Origin of the sequence: Acinetobacter lactucae (assembly GCF_001605885.1) — a bacterium.
GTDB classification, from domain to species: domain Bacteria; phylum Pseudomonadota; class Gammaproteobacteria; order Pseudomonadales; family Moraxellaceae; genus Acinetobacter; species Acinetobacter lactucae.
This window is the reverse complement of sequence record NZ_LRPE01000038.1, coordinates 240,559-259,871: the sequence shown is the minus strand read 5'-3', so window position 1 is coordinate 259,871 and position 19,313 is coordinate 240,559. Positions and strand designations below refer to the sequence as shown.

The 19,313-nt window shown below is 40.0% G+C and carries 16 protein-coding genes and 1 tRNA gene; 10 read left to right on the top strand and 7 right to left on the bottom strand.

Annotated features, from left to right (window positions below):
• Positions 1-19: 19 nt before the first annotated feature.
• Positions 20-739, bottom strand: a complete 720-nt coding sequence (gene radC, locus AWW73_RS15820) for a RadC family protein (protein ID WP_080648585.1) — start codon at positions 737-739, stop codon at positions 20-22.
• A 99-nt stretch (positions 740-838) separates the two neighbouring features.
• Between radC and coaBC the strand changes: the two genes are divergently transcribed.
• Positions 839-2,092, top strand: a complete 1,254-nt coding sequence (gene coaBC, locus AWW73_RS15815) for a bifunctional phosphopantothenoylcysteine decarboxylase/phosphopantothenate--cysteine ligase CoaBC (RefSeq protein WP_057105036.1) — start codon at positions 839-841, stop codon at positions 2,090-2,092.
• Between the two features lie 59 nt (positions 2,093-2,151).
• Here the strand turns inward: coaBC and secF are convergent, their stop codons facing one another.
• From secF to queA, 5 genes are all read right to left on the bottom strand, one after another.
• On the bottom strand, positions 2,152-3,117 hold the full coding sequence (gene secF / locus AWW73_RS15810) for a protein translocase subunit SecF (protein ID WP_081409658.1): 966 nt from the start codon (positions 3,115-3,117) through the stop codon (positions 2,152-2,154).
• A gap of 8 nt (positions 3,118-3,125) precedes the next feature.
• Positions 3,126-5,027 (bottom strand): protein translocase subunit SecD, encoded by a 1,902-nt coding sequence (secD, locus tag AWW73_RS15805; protein ID WP_016143491.1) that lies wholly within the window; start codon positions 5,025-5,027, stop codon positions 3,126-3,128.
• A gap of 51 nt (positions 5,028-5,078) precedes the next feature.
• A complete protein-coding gene (gene yajC, locus AWW73_RS15800; protein ID WP_016143490.1) occupies positions 5,079-5,408 on the bottom strand; it encodes a preprotein translocase subunit YajC in 330 nt (109 codons plus the stop codon).
• 97 nt (positions 5,409-5,505) lie between these two features.
• Positions 5,506-6,639 carry a tRNA guanosine(34) transglycosylase Tgt gene (tgt, locus tag AWW73_RS15795; RefSeq protein ID WP_002116306.1) on the bottom strand — a complete coding sequence of 378 codons (1,134 nt, stop codon included), beginning with the start codon at positions 6,637-6,639 and terminating at the stop codon, positions 5,506-5,508.
• A gap of 294 nt (positions 6,640-6,933) precedes the next feature.
• Complete coding sequence (gene queA / locus AWW73_RS15790; protein WP_062850129.1) at positions 6,934-7,971, bottom strand: tRNA preQ1(34) S-adenosylmethionine ribosyltransferase-isomerase QueA; 1,038 nt, start codon at positions 7,969-7,971, stop codon at positions 6,934-6,936.
• 182 nt (positions 7,972-8,153) lie between these two features.
• Between queA and AWW73_RS15785 the strand changes: the two genes are divergently transcribed.
• From AWW73_RS15785 to AWW73_RS15745, 9 genes are all read left to right on the top strand, one after another.
• Positions 8,154-8,240: transfer RNA gene (locus AWW73_RS15785), tRNA-Leu, on the top strand.
• A 530-nt stretch (positions 8,241-8,770) separates the two neighbouring features.
• Positions 8,771-10,042, top strand: a complete 1,272-nt coding sequence (locus AWW73_RS15780) for a sensor histidine kinase (protein ID WP_016143488.1) — start codon at positions 8,771-8,773, stop codon at positions 10,040-10,042.
• 67 nt (positions 10,043-10,109) lie between these two features.
• Positions 10,110-12,860 (top strand): bifunctional [glutamate--ammonia ligase]-adenylyl-L-tyrosine phosphorylase/[glutamate--ammonia-ligase] adenylyltransferase, encoded by a 2,751-nt coding sequence (gene glnE / locus AWW73_RS15775; RefSeq protein ID WP_062850128.1) that lies wholly within the window; start codon positions 10,110-10,112, stop codon positions 12,858-12,860.
• Between the two features lie 24 nt (positions 12,861-12,884).
• Positions 12,885-13,811, top strand: a complete 927-nt coding sequence (locus AWW73_RS15770) for a branched-chain amino acid transaminase (RefSeq protein WP_031949314.1) — start codon at positions 12,885-12,887, stop codon at positions 13,809-13,811.
• Positions 13,812-13,879: 68 nt separating this feature from the next.
• A complete protein-coding gene (locus AWW73_RS15765) occupies positions 13,880-14,770 on the top strand; it encodes a mitochondrial fission ELM1 family protein (protein WP_062850127.1) in 891 nt (296 codons plus the stop codon).
• A 22-nt stretch (positions 14,771-14,792) separates the two neighbouring features.
• A complete protein-coding gene (locus tag AWW73_RS15760; protein ID WP_016143484.1) occupies positions 14,793-15,821 on the top strand; it encodes a glycosyltransferase family protein in 1,029 nt (342 codons plus the stop codon).
• A complete protein-coding gene (locus tag AWW73_RS15755) occupies positions 15,818-16,573 on the top strand; it encodes a polysaccharide deacetylase family protein (RefSeq protein ID WP_062850126.1) in 756 nt (251 codons plus the stop codon). The genes AWW73_RS15760 and AWW73_RS15755 overlap by 4 nt, the downstream gene beginning before the upstream one ends.
• Positions 16,570-17,334, top strand: coding sequence for a glycosyltransferase family 2 protein (locus AWW73_RS15750; protein ID WP_062850125.1), 765 nt, complete (start codon positions 16,570-16,572; stop codon positions 17,332-17,334). The genes AWW73_RS15755 and AWW73_RS15750 overlap by 4 nt, the downstream gene beginning before the upstream one ends.
• Positions 17,335-17,345: 11 nt before the next feature.
• Positions 17,346-18,380, top strand: a complete 1,035-nt coding sequence (locus AWW73_RS15745) for a glycosyltransferase (protein ID WP_062850124.1) — start codon at positions 17,346-17,348, stop codon at positions 18,378-18,380.
• Here the strand turns inward: AWW73_RS15745 and ghy are convergent.
• Positions 18,377-19,264, bottom strand: a complete 888-nt coding sequence (gene ghy / locus AWW73_RS15740) for a glycosyl hydrolase Ghy (protein ID WP_062850123.1) — start codon at positions 19,262-19,264, stop codon at positions 18,377-18,379. The two genes, AWW73_RS15745 and ghy, sit on opposite strands and share 4 nt — an antisense overlap.
• Positions 19,265-19,313 lie beyond the last annotated feature (49 nt).

Sequence of the window (19,313 nt, the reverse complement as noted above, 5' to 3'; positions counted from 1 at the left end):
TAGTCGTACTTTGTCAATATCATTGAACTGATATTGTTGGTGGGTTGAGCAGTTGTTGTTCAGCAAAGGAAAAGCTTCCTTCTGGTGAGATAATAAAATGGTCGAGCAGACGAATTTCGACAAGTTGACAAGCCTGTTCAAGCTGTTGAGTTAAGGCTATATCTTCGGAAGATGGTTGTGGTGAGCCAAAGGGATGATTGTGAGCAATAACGAGCTGACAAGCATGTTGTTGTAATGCGTATCTTAACGTTTGATTGACCGAAACCGCACAATGCTGAACTGAACCAAAGAATAGCTTTTTAAAATGGAGTTTTCTGAGTTCAGGGTCTAGACACAAGACCGCAAAAACTTCTTGTTTCTCGCCCTTTAATTCGTAGCGCAGATAATCCAAAACTAAGTCAGATGAATGAAGGCTGAGATTATTTTTTTGAAAATGATGATCGAGATAACGCCGTCCTAGTTCTTTGACTGCCAGTAATTGTGAATATTTCGTTGCTCCAATCCCATTAAATTGAGTTAACTCACTTAATGGCGCATCAAACACTGCATTAAGGCTACCAAAATGTTGAATGAGTAAACGTGACAATTCGACTGCTGAATGTTGCCTTGAACCTGAGCGAAGAAAAATCGCCAGCAGTTCTGCATCTGATAGACTTTGTGGACCTTGTTGTAATAACCGTTCTCTTGGCCGTTCTTGTTCAGGCCAATTTTTAATAGAAGTATTCATATTCCCCAGCATAATTCGCTTAAAATTTTATTTTGTTTGCCCAATCAATCTTGGGTCTGCGCGTATTTAATGCTATTGTGAGCGCCACTGCAACAGAAAGGTATCCTGTTCGTGAGCTTTGATCTAAGCGTTATTCCTCATAAAAACATTGTTTTAGCTGTTACTGGCGGAATTGCTGCCTATAAAAGTGCCATTTTAGTCCGCCGCCTCAAAGATTATGGCTTTGACGTGCGAGTGGTGATGACACATGGTGCTCAGGCATTTATTACCCCACTAACTTTTCAGGCTCTTTCTGGTAATCCTGTTCATACTGAACTTCTAGACCCGGCGGCTGAGGCGGGTATGGGACATATTGAATTAGCGCGTTGGGCTGATTTATTACTAGTCGCACCTGCAAGCTGTGACACATTGGCTAAATTTGCAAATGGTTTGGCCGATGATTTACTCAGCACAGTATTTTTAGCAACTAAATCTCCTGTCTGGGTAGCTCCGGCGATGAACCAGCAAATGTGGGCGGCTAAAGCAACTCAGCGAAATTTACAAACCTTAGTCGAAGATGGCGTACATGTGATCATGCCGGATGCGGGTGAACAGGCTTGTGGTGATGTCGGCCTGGGCCGTATGCCTGAGCCAGAAGAAATTGCTCGCCAAGTCGCTGGTTATTTCCATCAAGCTCAACGTGCCATCGCTGAGAAATTTGGACTGTTGGCAGGTAAGCGAGTAGTTATTACTGCTGGGCCAACACGTGAAGCGATTGACCCTGTCCGTTATATCTCAAACCATAGTACTGGAAAAATGGGCTTCGCTTTAGCTGCTGCCTGTTACGCTGCTGGCGCGCAAGTGACTCTAATTGCTGGACCTGTAAGTTTAGATACGCCGAATGGTGTTCAACGTGTAAATGTTGCCTCAGCACGACAAATGCTTGACGTCAGTATGGACTCGTTAGAAACAGGCTGCGATATTTTTATTGCAACTGCTGCAGTCGCCGACTATCGCGTAGCAGAAGTTGCTGAGCATAAGATTAAGAAAGCAGGGGATGAGCTGAATGTTTCCCTTGTAAAAAACCCGGATATTGTGGCAACAATTGCAGGTCAGGAAAAACGTCCATTTATGGTGGGCTTTGCAGCCGAAACACAAAATGTTGAAGAATATGCGGCAGGGAAACTGGTTGCTAAAAAACTAGACATGATTGCCTGCAACGATGTATCACGTGCTGATATTGGATTTGCTTCTGATGAAAATGCGATGACAGTTTTCTTTGCTGAAAGCTATCACATGAAAAAGCGTGAGTTAGAGAAAGCATCTAAACAAGAAATTTCTCAACAGTTGGTTGAAGCTATTTCGGATGCTCTGCGCCGTAAATAATATGTTTTAAATAAAAAACCGCGAATAAATCGCGGTTTTTTATACTCTTATTTAGACAATCAAGGAATTTCATCTTCAAATTCAGGTTTAACCTGAACAATGAAATCTTGACGGTTAAGACCACGCCACAATGCAAATGCAGTACCGATATAAATCGAAGAATAAGTACCAACAAATACACCAACAAACATTGCAACAGAGAACCAGTGTAGGCCATCACCACCTAAGAACATCATCGCTAGAACAACTAGCAATAGCGTCATTGATGTATGAATGGTACGACGTAAAGTTTCAGTTAAAGCAATATCGACGATTTCACGAGGAGTCGCACCGCGAATTTTACGGAAATTTTCACGGATACGGTCTGACACTACAATGTTATCGTTAAGCGAGAAACCAATAACAGCAAGTACCGCAGCTAACACTGTAAGGTCAAATGGCCATTGGAATAATGCAAAAGCACCAATGATAATGATGATGTCGTGGAATAAAGACATTACGGCACCCATCGCGAGTTTAAACTCAAAGCGAATGGTCACGTAGATCAACATTAAGATAAGTGCAAGTGCAACGGCACCAGCAGAACGAACATAGAGTTCATTACCAACTTGACCACCTACAGAGTCCACTTTATGAACTTGGGCAGGATTATTTGGTAATTGTACAGCCTTAGTGATCGCGTTATTAAGATCTTCAACCTTAACTTCTTGTACTGGCATACGCACAAGTAAGTCTTTATTACTACCTAAGGTTTGTACTACAGCATCTTTAAAACCAGCTTTATCGAGCGCCTGAATAACTTCAGACTGATTGGCTGGTTGAGCATAGTTAAGCTCAGCTGAAACACCACCCGTAAAGTCTAAACCTAAGTTAAGACCTTTAGTCGCAATAAAGAAAATACTTGCCAAAGTAATAAGGATCGAGAAGATTGCCGCAGGTTTGGCAATCTTCATGAACGGGATGATTTTTGCATCATCCGGACGACCATATTGTTTTGAATCTTGTTGAGTCACTTTAGTCATCATCGATCTCCTTAAATGCTCAACTTTTTCAAATTACGGCGTTTACCATAAATGATTTGTACGATTGCACGAGTTACTGTAATTGCAGTAAACATCGAACAAATAATACCGATCATTAATGTTACGGCGAAACCTTTGATTGGGCCTGTACCAATTGCAAACAGAATGAATGCAACGAGGAACGTGGTTAAGTTCGAGTCAAAAATGGTGTTATAGGCTCGATCGTAACCGGCCACAATGGCCTGTTTGGGTGAGGCCCCCCAGAGTATTTCTTCTCGGATACGCTCGCATATTAATACGTTCGCATCGACCGCCATACCAATGGTAATAACGATACCGGCAATACCCGGTAAGGTGAGGGAAGCTCCAATCCATGACATCACGGTTAAAATCATTGCCAAGTTAAACACAAGCGCAAAGTTTGCGATTAAACCGAATAGACGGAAGAAGACTACCATCCAGATTGCAACGAGCAAGAAGCCGATTTGAGTAGACAATACACCTTTATCAATGTTTTCTTGACCAAGGCTTGGACCCACTACACGCTCTTCAACAAAGTACATTGGTGCAGCTAAAGCACCAGCACGAAGCATTAATGCAAGTTCAGATGCTTCTTGAGGAGAACTTAAACCGGTAATACGGAAAGTTGAACCTAAAACAGCTTGAACTGTTGCTGCATTAATGACTACAGACTCAGTGTATGGCGTACGAACTTCTGTTTGTGCACCAGTTTTTGGATCTGTGACATAGTTAATTTTTTGCTTGTTCTCGATGAACAATACCGCCATGCGTTTACCAACAGCATTACGGGTTGCATCAGACATTAGCTTACCGCCAGCACTGTCGAGCGTAATATTTACCTCGGCACCGCCAGAGTCCTGACTAAAGCCAGAGCTCGCATTTTGAACACGCTCACCAGTCAAGATTCGGTTACGTTGCAACAAGAGTTGACGGCCGCTATCTAAAGACTCATAAGCAAAAACTTCTGTGCCCGGAGGTAAAGGTTGGCCATTATATTTACCCGTATATGGATCAATATATTGATCATTTAAGTCAGAAACTAAACGGAATTCGAGGTTCGCTGTACGTCCTAAAACACGCTTAGCTTCAGCAGTATCTTGTACACCCGGTAATTCAACAACAATACGGTTGCTACCCTGACTTTGTACCAATGCTTCTGCAACACCAAGTTCGTTAATACGATTACGTAATGTTGTTAAGTTCTGATTTACAGCATATGACTGAATTTCTTGGCGACGTACATCAGTATAAGTAAGCTTTAAAGTAGAACCTGTAGAGCTTGCTAATGCCTGTTGGGTATATTCATTCCCATTACGACGTAAAAAATCCATTGCTGCATCACGGTCAGCATTGTCAGCAAATTGAACAGTGATCACATTATTCGTTAATGCAAGACTGTTAAATTTGATCTTGTTTTCACGGAACTGACGACGCAAATCGGTGGCAGAGGTTTCCATACGTTGGGCAACGGCTTTGTCCATATCTACTTCAAGCAAGAAGTGGACACCACCACGTAAGTCCAAACCAAGTTTCATTGGTTTTGCCCCAATCTTTTGCAGCCATTCTGGTGTGGTTGGTGCAAGATTTAGGGCGACAACATATTCATCACCTAAGTCACGACGTAATACTTCTTTTGCCTTTAACTGCGCTTCAGATGAACTGACACGCAATAGGGCAGCATTATTTGTAAAAGTATTGTCATGGCTCGCAATATTTGCTGTTTTTAAAATTTGCTCTGCTTTTTTCACCACACTTTGATCAATTTGGGTGCCAGCTTTGGCACCGGAAATTTGAACAGCGGGCTCATCCGGATATAGACTAGGCAGTGCGTATAATGTACTGATTACCAGAACAACCAGAATCAGTAAATATTTCCATGCAGGGTAACGCATTCGCTTTCTTCTTAAATGAAAAAGCCGTGCTAAAGCACGACTGTTTTATGATTAAAGGTTATTTAGAGTGCCTTCAGGTAATACTGAAATTACGCTGGCACGCTGAATTTTTACTTCTACACCACGGCTAAGTTCAACAACTGCATAGTCACCCTCAATTTTGGTCACTTTGCCCATTAAACCACCAGCAAAAACAACTTCACTACCTACACCTAAGCTTTCGATTAAGGTGCGGTGTTCTTTAGCACGTTTTGCTTGAGGACGCCAAATTAAGAAATAAAAGATTGCAACGAATACGACAATCATCAAGATGTTCGGCAAAATACCAGTAGTTGGGCCAGCTGCCGGTGCTGCATGAGCAGCAGAAATTAAAAAGCTCATTTTGATTTCCTAAAGTTAAAAATATGAGTCAGATAACTGACATAATCCTAATTCGTTTTGCAATTTACCTTGTCTTGAGGTTGAGCGCAAATCTGGCTTATTCATCAACAGGACATGGCGGAACTTCTAAACCACGACGGGCATAAAAGTCCTGAACAAATTCATCAAATGTGCCATTGTCTAATGCATCACGCATACCTTCAGTCAAACGTTGGTAATAACGTAAGTTGTGAATAGTACCGAGCATAGACGCTAACATTTCTCCACATTTTTCAAGGTGGAATAGATAAGCACGGGTAAAGTTCTTACAAGTGTAGCAATCGCAATGTGGATCGAGCGGACTCTGGTCATGGCGATATTTACTATTACGAATACGTACCAGACCATCCGTGACAAAATAATGACCGTTTCGAGCATTACGAGTTGGCATTACACAGTCAAACATATCGACACCACGGCGCACCGCTTCAACGATATCTTCTGGTTTACCAACGCCCATCAAATAACGCGGTTTATCATGTGGCATTTTATTCGGTAGATAATCTAAAACTTTGATCATCTCTTCTTTAGGTTCACCTACAGATAAACCGCCAATTGCGTAACCGTCAAAGCCGATTTCTAAAAGGCCATTTAAAGACTCATCGCGTAAGTCTTCATACATGCCACCTTGAATAATGCCAAATAACGCATTGTGATTTTTGAGCTCATCATGATGATGGGTTTTACAACGTTTTGCCCAGCGTAAAGAAAGCTGCAATGATTTTTGAGCTTCTTCATGTGTTGCAGGGTAAGGTGTACATTCATCAAAAATCATCACGATGTCAGAGTTCAAGACCTGCTGAATTTCCATAGAAATTTCAGGTGATAAAAATACTTTTGAACCATCAATCGGTGAGCGGAAAGTAACACCTTCCTCTTTGATTTTGCGCATTGCGCCAAGACTAAAAACCTGGAAACCACCAGAGTCAGTCAAAATTGGCTTATTCCATTTAATAAAGTCATGTAAACCACCGTGTTCTTTAATCACTTCAAGACCCGGGCGCAAATATAGATGGAACGTATTTCCTAAAATAATTTGTGCCTGAATGTCTTCGATGTCACGAGGTAACATGCCTTTGACTGTGCCGTAAGTCCCCACTGGCATAAAAACAGGTGTTTCAACAACACCATGTTCTAAAGTTAAACGACCACGACGGGCGCGCCCCGACTGACCTAATTTTTCAAACTTCATCTAAAAATCCTGAACACGAGCAGAGGCGAAGGAACAGTTCGCTGCTAAAAAGAGGGCTATTTTCCTTGATTCTGCGACGTAGTTCTACTACTAAATGTAGCCGTTATATAAAAAGATGGGAGAAACTAAGAATAGGTTTTATGGCATAGATATTTTAATGAAGGGAATATCTAAAATTCAGGCTTATAAAAATTATAATCGACTTGGCAAAGCTAATCGATATTGCTAAATATTTGCATCCTTATGATAGAAGATGTGTATAGATAATTAACAATATCGATCAGAATTTAATTTTTAAACTTCTAACTTATCAATCAGCATTGCATCGCCATAGCTAAAGAAACGATAGCGGCTTTTAACTGCATGTTCATAGGCAGCCAAAATGTTGTCTCGATTTGATAGCGCTGATACCAACATGAGCAGGGTGGACTCTGGTAAATGGAAGTTAGTAATTAAACGGTCCACGATGCAGAACTCATAACCTGGATAGATAAAAATTTGCGTGTCGCCAGTCCAAGCTGCAATTTTACCGCCATGAGCTTGAGCTGCACTTTCTAAAGCACGTGTCGCGGTTGTACCAATGGCAATCACTTTATTGCCGCGTGCTTTAGTCGCCAAAATTAAATCAATGGTTTCTTGAGGAACATCACACCATTCACTGTGCATGACATGATTGGTAATGTCATCAGTACGAACAGGCATAAAGGTGCCAGCACCGACATGTAAAGTCACAAAAGATTTTTGAACATTTTTTTGCTCTAACTTTGCTAGTAACTCTTCGTCAAAGTGCAAGCTAGCAGTAGGAGCGGCAACACTGGCAATTTTTTCAGGATTATGGAAAACCGTTTGATAGCGTTCTGTATCAATTTCCTCTGCTTCACGGTTAAAGTAAGGCGGAATAGGTAACTGACCATATTGCTCAAGTACAGGCAAGATCGGCTGTGAAAACTCAACCACAAATAAGTTTTCGTGACGGCCACGTACAATCACTGGAATATTGTCGGCACCGATAAAAAGCTCCGCACCTGCTTTAGGTGAGTTGCTTGATTTAATATGACAATACGCTGTGGTGTGGTTCAGCATACGCTCAACCAGAATCTCAATCGCACCACCTGTAGAGCGTTTTCCTTTAAGTCGAGCTTTCATGACCTTAGTGTCATTAAGCACTAATAGATCACCTTCTTCGAACAGATCGATAATGTCTGTGAACATGTGATCGTGATATTGACCTTTCGAGTCTAAGTGCAACAACCGTGAAGCACTACGTGATTCAAGAGGGTAACGGGCAATAAGTTCATCAGGTAATTCAAAGGAAAAGTCAGACAGTTGCATATTTGAGAAAAAACACCGCAAAAATTGGGCCTAGTATAAACTTTTTCACTTTTGTATGGCTGTGCTTCTAGCCGAAATCATGAAAAATGTTTAAATGGTCTAAAAGTGAACGATAATATTCACTTAGGGTTTGACAAGTTTTACAAACGCGCTAATATACGCAACACAAACATACTTCCTCTCCCGAGGTGGTGAAATTGGTAGACGCGGCGGACTCAAAATCCGCTGTCAGAGATGACGTGTCGGTTCGAGTCCGACCCTCGGGACCAAGATTCAGAATCTTATGATTCTACGAAAACCCCTAAACTAACGGTTTAGGGGTTTTTTGTTGGATATAAAAAAGTGGATAGAGCTTAAGAAATTATGAAATGATTATTTAATCCCGAGGGTCGGGCTCGAATTTCTAGCCATAAATTTAGAGTTTATAAAAATCTTTCAATTTTTAAGCTCAAGAAGTTTTTCTTTAAATACAAAATGAGCTTGATAAAAGTGAAACTGATCAAAAATCTAAGCTCTTATTCAAATATTATTTTTTTACACTATGTTTTACTAATATTCTGAACTCGCATTTCTAACATCTTACAATTCTCTACCTTCAAACATTTGTTGTATTTTTCTAAAGCATACCCACTTTATGTATCTGAAAACCTTTAATTGAAACTTCACATTTCTATTTCGAAAAGAACGTTGCTCTTTTTATGTACTGTGTTAAAGTTTGTAGTAGATCATAATGATTATAAGTACATTTCTTGATTGAGAGCGGTTCCGACCAAAAACGACAAAATCTGTGAGGCGGGCAATGACATTCCAACGTTTAGAACTAAATCAGGTTGAGCAGTTAAGTGCTTGTAGGATATCTCTGTTGCTTGGATTAAATGCCGAGCAGAACTATATCGAGCAATTTTTCCGATTTAGTCTTCGTCTTTTAAATTGTAAAAAAGCCTTGTTAACTTTTAATCAGGAACCTTACTTTTGGCACCGTTGTCCTGAAGGTATGACGGCAATCTCGTTTAAGCCATCAAAGCATTTAAAACAGTGTTTCGCCAAACAACAGATCATTAATCACTTACATCCTTCTTATCAAAATTTAATCAATTATTTAAAAGAATTAAATATTGAGTGCAGCAGGGCATTGGCCGTGCATCTTTTACACCCTGATAAAACCTCGATGGGTTTTGCTGTCTTTTTTGATGACGATGCGGCAACATTTGAAGATGACGATATTCAACTACTGCTCGATTATTGTTCTACTTTTATGCAGCAAGTCGAGTTGAAGTTTAACTATGAAGAGTTAAACGAACTCTATGAACAACAGGTAGCGATTAATTCGAGTAAAACAAAGTTTTTCTCAATTATTTCGCATGACTTACGTGCGCCGTTTCATGGACTGCTCGGATTTTCAGAGGTACTCGCTAAAGAGCGTGAAACCTTAGATGAATCTAGTATTCAAAATATTGCAGATTATTTATACGACACCTCGCAATCAACCTATAACTTACTTGAAAGTTTACTAACATGGGCGATGGCAGAAGGAGGGCGTTTTGTTTATCACCCGATTAACTTTAAGCTTAGACAAGTCAGCAATATCGTTTGCGATGTACTGCGCACATTAGCTTTAAAGAAAAATATTGAACTAGTCAATGATGTTCCAGATGATTTAAATATCTATGCCGATATCAATATGATGACCTCTGTAATCCAAAATTTGGTGTCAAACGCGCTGAAATTTACCGACATTGATGGATCGGGTAAAGTTTTTATTGAAGCTCGGCAAGCTGATAAAAATATAGAAATAATAGTTCGAGACACTGGTTTAGGCATGACCGAAAAACAAATGACAAATTTGTTCCATCCACGTATTACAGCCAGTTTTAAAGGAACCGCAGGTGAAAAAGGCGCAGGCTTAGGTTTGAGTCTTTGTAAGCGTTTTGTCGAGATTAATCAGGGACAAATTGACGTTAGTTCTAAAGAAGGTGTTGGAACAACATTTAAAGTTTTACTGCCTTCAGCTCAAGAAAGTCACGAGACGCTTACCGAACATCATTCTACATCGGAAGCAAAATTAGTCTAATCCCTTTTCCTAGCACTACTCGAACTGTTATAACTAAAAAGAGAGTACGAGGAAAAGAGCTTTTTATATGAATGCGGAGCAGTTACAAAAAACATTGCGTGCGAGTCAGTACGCAGAACAAGTTTTAGCCTTGCATCAAGCTGTTTTAGAAAAAGATTATCAAATAGATCAATTTACTGCGCCGCTCTCGACCGAACAGATTTACCAGTTCGTACAAACCACATTAGATGGAATTAATGATGAAACGCTTTGGATGCGTGGTCTGCGCATTTTACGTTGTCGTTTAATGTTCCGTTGGATCTGGCAGGATGCCAATCAGCTTACCGATGTTGTCACACTCACTCGTGAACTTTCTGATTTTGCCGATGCCAGTATCTGTGCAGCAAAGGATTTTGCGCGTGTAGCACTTGTGGCGAAACATGGGGAACCGTTAAGTTATTCTGGCAAAGTCCAAGACTTGATTGTGGTTGCCATGGGTAAACTTGGTGCTCAAGAGCTTAACTTATCGAGTGATATCGATTTGATTTTTGCCTTTGATGAGCAAGGCGAAACCAATGGCCGCAAATGTATTGATGTACAGCAGTTCTGTATTTTATGGGGACAAAAACTCATTTATTTACTTGAGCACATTACCGCAGATGGTTTTGTATTTCGAGTTGATATGCGCTTACGCCCTTGGGGCGATGGTTCGGCACTAGCGATTAGTCATGCAGCTTTAGAAAAATATTTAAGTCAGCATGGCCGTGAGTGGGAACGTTATGCATGGATTAAAGCGCGTGTTGTAACGGGTGGTAAAGAAGGACAGGACTTGTTAGAGATGACGCGTCCTTTTGTATTCCGTCGTTATGTCGATTACACCGCCTTTGCTGCCATGCGTGATATGAAAGCGATGATTGAACGCGAAGTGTTACGCCGTCATATTGAGGATGATATTAAACTCGGCGCAGGTGGTATTCGCGAAATTGAGTTCATTGTTCAGGTCTTTCAGCTTATTTACGGTGGGTCTAAACGTGAGTTACAAGACCGTCAATGTTTAGTCAGCTTAGAACATATTGGCGAAGCAGGTTTATTAGAAAAACAAGCTGTATTAGAACTTGAAGATGCATACTTGTTTTTACGCCGTGTTGAACATGCAATTCAAGCTCTTAATGATCAGCAAACCCAGTTATTACCAGAAGAATTAGACCTAAGACAACGCATTATAGATACTTTGGGTTTCGCAAGCTGGAATGAATTTATTGATGTTCTTAATGAGAAACGTCAAAAAGTCAAAGTTCAATTTAAGCAACTCATTGAAGATACCAGCTCTAATGCAGCAACAGAGAATTATGGGCAGTTAGAGCAGCAGCTAGATGAAGTACTAGATGAGAATGCGAAAAATCTGATTCATGAGTTTTGGCATGGGCACGCACTCAAAAAACTTCCTTCAAATGCTGTGCAGCGTTTAAAAACGTTTTGGCCTCATTTAATTGAAGCGATCTTACAGTCAGAACAACCACAAACTGCATTATTACGTTTAATGCCGCTTATTGAATCTGTTATGCGTCGAACCGTGTATTTGGTGATGCTGATTGAAAGTAAGGGGGCACTGCAACGCTTAGTAAAAATGGCGACTGTAAGCCCGTGGATTTGTGAAGAGTTAACTCAATATCCGGTACTGCTGGATGAGTTTTTGTCGATGGACTTTGAGCTACCAAAACGTAAGGACTTAGAAGACTCATTACGTCAGCAGTTACTTCGTATTGAGATTGATCAAGTCGAAGATCAAATGCGAGCGCTTCGCTTATTTAAAAAGAGTAATGTACTCACGGTCGCTGCAAGTGATGTACTAGCTGAAAGTCCTCTCATGAAGGTATCTGATGCATTAACTGATATTGCTGAAGTGAGTGTGAATGCAACACTTAATTTGGCTTATCAAACAGTAGCAAAACGTCATGGTTACCCGTGCGATGTTGATGGAAAGCGCTGCTCACTCGACTACAAAGCTTTTGCTGTCATTGGTTATGGCAAAGTGGGCGGTATTGAGCTGGGCTATGGTTCTGACTTAGACCTTGTCTTTATTCACTATCTAGATGAACAAGCTGATACGGATGGAACGAAGTCCATTAGTGGCTTTGAGTTTGCTATGCGTGTTGCTCAAAAGTTTATGTCACTCATGACGACACAAACACTAGATGGTCGTGTCTATGAAATTGATACACGGTTAAGACCTTCAGGTGAAGCTGGTTTATTGGTGACGAGTCTGAAAGCTTATGAACACTATCAGTTGAAAAGTGCATGGCTTTGGGAGCATCAGGCATTAGTTCGAGCGCGTTCTATTGCTGGTGATGAGGCGCTTTGCCAGAAATTTGAAATATTTCGCCGCGAGATATTGACTCAGTCTAGAGATGAGGCTTATGTTCGTGAGGAAGTGCTGAAAATGCGTCAGAAAATGAAAGACCACCTAGGTTCGTCTTCTGAACAAAAAAAACATGGTATTTTTCATTTAAAACAGGACGCAGGTGGTATCGTAGATATCGAATTTATGGCACAGTATGCTGTACTTGCATGGAGCGGGACGAAACCCGATCTCGCCCATTATTCTGATAATGTAAGAATATTAGAAGATGCTGCTAAAGCAGACTGCTTATCCAGTGAAGATGCCACAGCATTAATTCGAGCCTATCTTAGTGAACGTGCCGAAAGCCACCGTTTAGCCCTTGCAAATCAATCCATGCAAGTAAGCGCAGCGGACTGGCGTAGTACCCGTGCGGTCGTTTGCAATTTATGGCAAAGATTAATAGACCCAACCGCCTCGGTTGAGTTGGATAGTGAATGATTTTATAACAATTTGGAGTGTTCCATGAATTTGGCTGATCGTGATGGTTTTATTTGGCAAGATGGACAATTAATTGATTGGCGTGATGCAAAGATTCACGTTTTAACCCATACTTTACACTACAGTATGGGCGTATTTGAGGGTGTTCGTGCTTATGAAACTCCTAAAGGTACTGCCATTTTCCGTCTTCAAGACCACACAAAACGTTTGTTAAATTCAGCAAAAATTTATCAAATGAAAGTGCCGTATGATCAAGCAGCGCTTGAACAAGCACAAATCGATGTTGTTCGTGAAAATAAATTAGCTTCTTGCTATTTACGCCCACTCATCTGGATCGGTTCAGAGAAACTTGGTATTGCAGCAACAAATAACACAATTCATGCCGCTGTTGCAGCATGGGCGTGGGGTGCTTACCTTGGTGATGAAGCGATGGCGAAAGGTATTCGCGTTAAAACTTCATCGTTTACTCACCATCATCCAAACGTGACCATGTGTAAAGCAAAAGCATCTGGTAACTACACATTGTCAATTCTTGCTCATCAAGAAGTTGCACACTCAGGTTACGATGAAGCAATGCTCATGGACCCACAAGGTTATGTGTGCCAAGGTTCAGGTGAAAACGTATTCTTGATTAAAGATGGTGTTTTACATACTCCAGATATCGCTGGTGGTGCACTTGATGGTATTACACGTCAAACAGTAATGACGATTGCTAAAGATCTTGGTTATCAAGTAGTTGAGCGTCGTATTACACGTGACGAATTTTATATTGCAGACGAAGCATTCTTCACAGGTACTGCTGCTGAAGTAACACCAATTCGTGAATACGATGACCGTCCAATTGGTTCGGGTACCCGTGGTCCAATTACGACTGAAATCCAAAAAACTTACTTTGATGCGGTTCAAGGTAGAAATCCGAAATATGAACACTGGTTAACTTACGTAAAATAAGTTAATCCGTTAACATAAAAAGGCGAACATAAGTTTCGCCTTTTTATTTTTTTGCTTAGGGAGTTTCTATGCATATTGTCTATGTGTCTGATGGTAAGGCAGGACACCGCTCACAAGCATTAGGCTTGTTTCAGGCAATGCAAAGACAACAGCCAGAAACAACTTTTGAAGAAGTCCTAATTACTGATTTGCCCATTATTTCTTTAATTCTGGCACTTTTCTCTTCAAAAAACTCCTTATTTAAACAAGCGCCTGATTTTATATTTGGCGTAGGAAGCCACACACATTTTCGTGTTTGGTTACTCGGTAAAATTTTTAAAAAGGCTAAAACGATTATTCTAATGAAGCCGAGTTTACCGATTGGTTGCTTTGACTATGCGGTTATTCCAGAGCATGACGGCATTCACGCCGACAGCCATGTGATTGTCACACGTGGTGCACTCAATCCAATTCGTAATGAAAATCGACATCAAACAGCTAGGGTTTTAATTGCATTAGGTGGTTCATCTAAACGACATCAATGGAACCAAGATAAAGTATTAAGTAGTGTTAAAAAAATTGTTGAGAATAATCCAAACGCTGAAATTATTCTGACGACTTCACGTCGAACTCCAGCAGAGTTTGTCGATATTTTAAGGCAACAAAACTTTGCCCAGCATTTACATATATTTCCGGTTGAGCAAACACCTCAAGGCTGGATTTTTGAGGAAATGCAAAAAGCAGAAGCTGTATGGGTAACAGAAGATAGCGTGTCTATGATTTTTGAGGCACTTACTGCAGGCTGTCGAGTCGGGGTGATGGCAATGGACCGTTTGAAAGACGACCGGATTACGCACTCAGTTGATCAAATGTTAGAATCACAATTAATTTCACAGCAGACTTGTGTTGTACAGTTACCACAACCTTATGCTTTTAAAGAAGCGGACCGTGTGGCAACATATCTTTTAGCAAAAAATTAAATTTTTTATTTTGAGTAAATAAATGAAAATATTGCATATTGCAAATTTTGGCTTTAATAAACAAGGCGCCCATTTTTACTGCACAGACCGTAAAATTTCTGCCGGATTAATTGAAAATGGCCATTTCGTTTATGATTTTAGTTTTCGTGACATGGCTCGTATGGGAACCATTTTTAAAACAAAAAAACTGGGTGCCAATTGGGCTAATAAAGAAGTTCTAAAGGTCGTTAATAATATTGAACCTGATCTGGTGCTCATTGGGCATAGTGACTTAATGAGTCCAGATGTTCTAAGACAAATTAAAGAATCTTATCCAAATACTAAAATTGCATTTTGGTATGTTGATCCGCTTTATCTTGAAAACAAACTCGGCTTTGTCAAAGCATTCTCGCCATATTTAGATGCTATTTTCTGTACAACAGGCGGAGAATATCTACAAAAGTTAAAGCAACCTCATTTAAGCGTGGCCTATTTGCCAAATGTCGGTCACCGTAATGTAGAAACACTACAGCAATTTTCAAACTCTAAGACTGACAAGACTTTTATTTTCTGCGGTGTGGTCTATAAAGAACCTGAGCGTGAAAAGTTCTTAAAGGACTTGGCAGATGCATTGCAACAAGGTCATGTGAACTATCAATATTATGGTTGTTTTGAACAACCTGGTGTTTATGGTAAAGCGTATTATAAAGTTCTCTCTGAAACAAAAATGGGACTTAATTACTCACGTCGTAATGATGTAACCTTGTATAGTTCTGACCGTATTGTACAACTGACTGGTAATGGTTTATTGACTTTTAGCCCAAGAATTCCGGGCTTTGAGAAGCTCTACACCGAGCAGGAAGTGGTTTACTTTGATGACCAGTTTGATTTGGCCAAGAAGATCCAATTCTTTGATCAAAACCCAGATCAGGCTGAAAAAATAGCGAAAGAAGGCTGGGAAAAAACACGCAAATCTTTCAATGCTAAGCGCATCACCCAGTTTATGGTTGAGGTGACATTTAAGCAGCCCCTTTCAGAAGATTATGAATGGTCACATGAGGTTTATGCATGATGTGGTTTTTGTACGTTGCGGTAGGCCTACTAGCACTTGCTGCACTGTTATATGTGCTGGGTAATTATACATTCTGGCTCCCGTTTCGTTCGAGTAAACTACCACGCATTGTGATGTTGCATCAGGTTACCCCTAAAGATGCAGCCTCTGGTATGAACATGCCTCCTGAAAAATTTGAGCAACTTTTACAGTTGTTGACGCGTAAAAAGGTTACTTTTTGCTTTGTTTCCGAGCTTGAACAATACCGTAATCAAAAGAATGTGGTTGCTTTAAGTTTTGATGATGGCTTTATGGATAATTATCTTTATGCCTATCCATTACTTAAAAAATACAATGCAAAAGCAACCATTTATTTGGCAACGCAAATTGAAGGAATTGAAAAGCTAACTCATGAGCAAATTCATGAAATGGCAAATTCAGGTTTCATTGAGTTTGGTGCACACACACAACATCATGTGAACTTACTTAAGCTTGATGATCAAACTGCTTACGATGAAATGGTTCAGTCTAAACGTGACGTTGAAGCGTTAGTTGGAAAATGTCCGAGCTTTGCTTATCCATTTGGTCGATTTAATGAAAAGCACCAGAAAATGGCTCAAGAGATTGGCTTTAAAAATGCCGTATCGACTCGTAAAAAAATCGAAGCGTATGAAGTAAGTAATCAATTTAATATTCCACGTGTCAGCACGCATGGTGCCATGAATGCTTTACAGATGCGTATCGCCCTTGCTAAAGGACGTTATAAGTTATGAATAAAATTCCATGTAGTGTCTATATTGTCACCTTAAATTGTGGTGCTTGGTTAGAACGAACTTTACAAAGTGTCAGTGAGTTTGATGAAGTTATTATTTTAGATTCGGGCAGTACTGATAATACTTATGAAATTGCACAGCACTTTGAAAATACGAAAATTTCTCATCAAGACTGGCAAGGTTATGCTGGGCAAAAAAGTTTAGCTTTAGCAAAGTGTCGTAATGATTGGGTACTCAATCTAGATGGCGATGAAGTTTTATCTAACGAGTTAAAACAAGAAATTATTGAGACCATTCAGCAAAACAAACTTGATGCATTAATCACACCAATTAATGATGTGTTCTTAGGTGTTCCAAACAGCAAGCATACTAAAAAACATGCAAAGGTGCGTTTTTTCCGCAAGTCTAAAGGGCATTATGACCTTGCTAATAAAGTTCATGAAAATGTGGTTGTAGATGGTGAATCTCAGCGTGCCCAACACGACATTTATCATTATGGTGAGTCGAGCATTTTCGTTAAAGTCGAAAAAAATAACCAATATTCCAACTTAAAAGCATTAGAGAAATACCAAAAAGGAAAGTCTCCAAGTGTTGCAAAATTGATTTTGGTCATGCCTGTGACTTTTATGAAGTCTTATTTTATTCGCCGTAGTTTCTTAAATGGTTGGCGTGGTTTCGTAAATAGTATGATTAACGCGTTTTATGCTTTTCTAAAAGAAGCCAAGCTTTTTGAACAGGCCATGAATAAAGATAAGAAATAAGCAGGTAAGCTATGAAAATTGTTCAGGTATTGGCAACCAGCGGTGGAGTTGGTGGTTTAGAGCAGCACACTTTTAACCTTGTTAATGAGCTCTCTTTAAATCATGAAGTACATGTGATTGCACATCCTTGCTATGTAGAAAAGTTTAGCCAACAAGTACATTTTCATGCCGTCGATTTTGCACGTAGCCGTTGGAATATTCTTTTACTCTGGCAACTTAAAAATTTTATACAGCAAATTCAACCTGCTATTGTTCATGCACAAGCAGGAAAGGCGGCTGAGCTGATTGCCCGCATTAAGCCATTTTTATCTGGCCCGAAATTTGTAACGACGGTACACGGTACTAAAAAGAATAAATCCGCTTATTTAGCTGGTGATGCAGTTATTGCAGTGAGCCAAGCGCTCACGCAAAGTATTCCTGAGTCTAAAGCACACGTGGTTTATAACGGTGTATATCCTCAACCTGCTCTTACAGCTGAAAATAAAGAAAAGTTGCTTCAATCGATTCAAAAAGATTTTGCTGAGCTAGACCCTAAGAAAAAAGTTGTTATGTGTATTGGCCGTCTAGAACCAGTAAAAAATATCAGTTTATTGATTGAGTCGATGCAACAGATTGATGCCAATTTATGGATTGTAGGCGATGGTTCACTTCGAACAAGTTTAGAGAAACAAGTCAGTGAATTAAAGATACAAAATCGGGTCGCTTTTCTTGGGTTTAGAACTGATGCACGTGATCTGGTGCAGTTGGCTGATATTGTGGTTTTATCGTCAGACCGTGAAGGTTTTCCACTCGTTATGGTCGAAGCATTGCAGGCAGATAAAGCAATGGCTTCAACTAAAGTGAACGGTGTGATCGAGTGGTTGCCAGCGCCATATCTAGCAGAAATTGGAGATGCTCAAGGTTTAGCAAAAGCGATTAAATGTGCGCTTCAACCTGAGGCTCAAAATGATTTTAGCCCTTTATATGCAAAAGCCAAAGCTGAACTGACTGTACCAGCCATGGCTGAGCAGACGCTTAATATTTATAAAGGCCTGCTGAAAACTTAATTATTTTTTGGCGTAAGGCGGATGGCATCAAGTACCACAAAGTTATCTTCGACATTAATGGTATGGCAACCGTCATCTGCCTGATTCCAGTCTGGTAAAACCACTTCTAGTAATTTTTCTTCATAGGTTGTTGGACTAAGCTGAGTAATCGCTTTTAATTCGATATTGCCGCCATAACGTTTTAAAGAATCTTGGCTTGGTCGAACCAGCTGGCCTTTATAAATAAAAGGTTTGCCTGCCATACGAAACTGCTGACTGCCTCGGCATACTGGATTCATTGGGTGCTCTTGCCATTCAGGATTCAAAATATCTTTGGTAAAGAATAGATCTAAACGGTCACCAAACTTCTTACAATCACGACGCGTTGAAGTAAACAGATACCATAATCCCTCATTGTAAAAAGGGGTGCTATCGACTGCTTCAATATTTTCCATTAGGTTAGAATGCTTCTCCCATTTCATTGGGAAATCAGTACATTTCCAGAGTTCGATGGTTTTGTTGGCAGAAGTTTCTGGGACCATATACCAAGTGTTATCTATTTTAAATACGCAAGGATAGGAGAGATGATAGTCGAGTTTTAAAATAGTTTCAGGCGGTGTGTAGGTGCCATCCTTAAAGACTTCTAAAACTGAAAGAAAGCCTACCGGATGTTGATCATCGACTTCTTCAAAAAAAATAAAATGGCGGCCATTTTCATAAGCATAAAAGCTATCTGCAAATGTGAACTTTCTAGGGGAATGGATCTCAAAGAGTGAATCTAATTGCTCAAGTGTTGTAAAAGGGTGCTCTAACCAGCCGAAACGCATATACCAATGAGAGTCAAAAGATTTTGCTTTTTTTGCTTGTTGGTACTTGTACCATTTTTTTTGAATTAAACGAATCATGACAATACAAGAAAATAAAAAAGATATATTAACTCTATTTTACATTAGA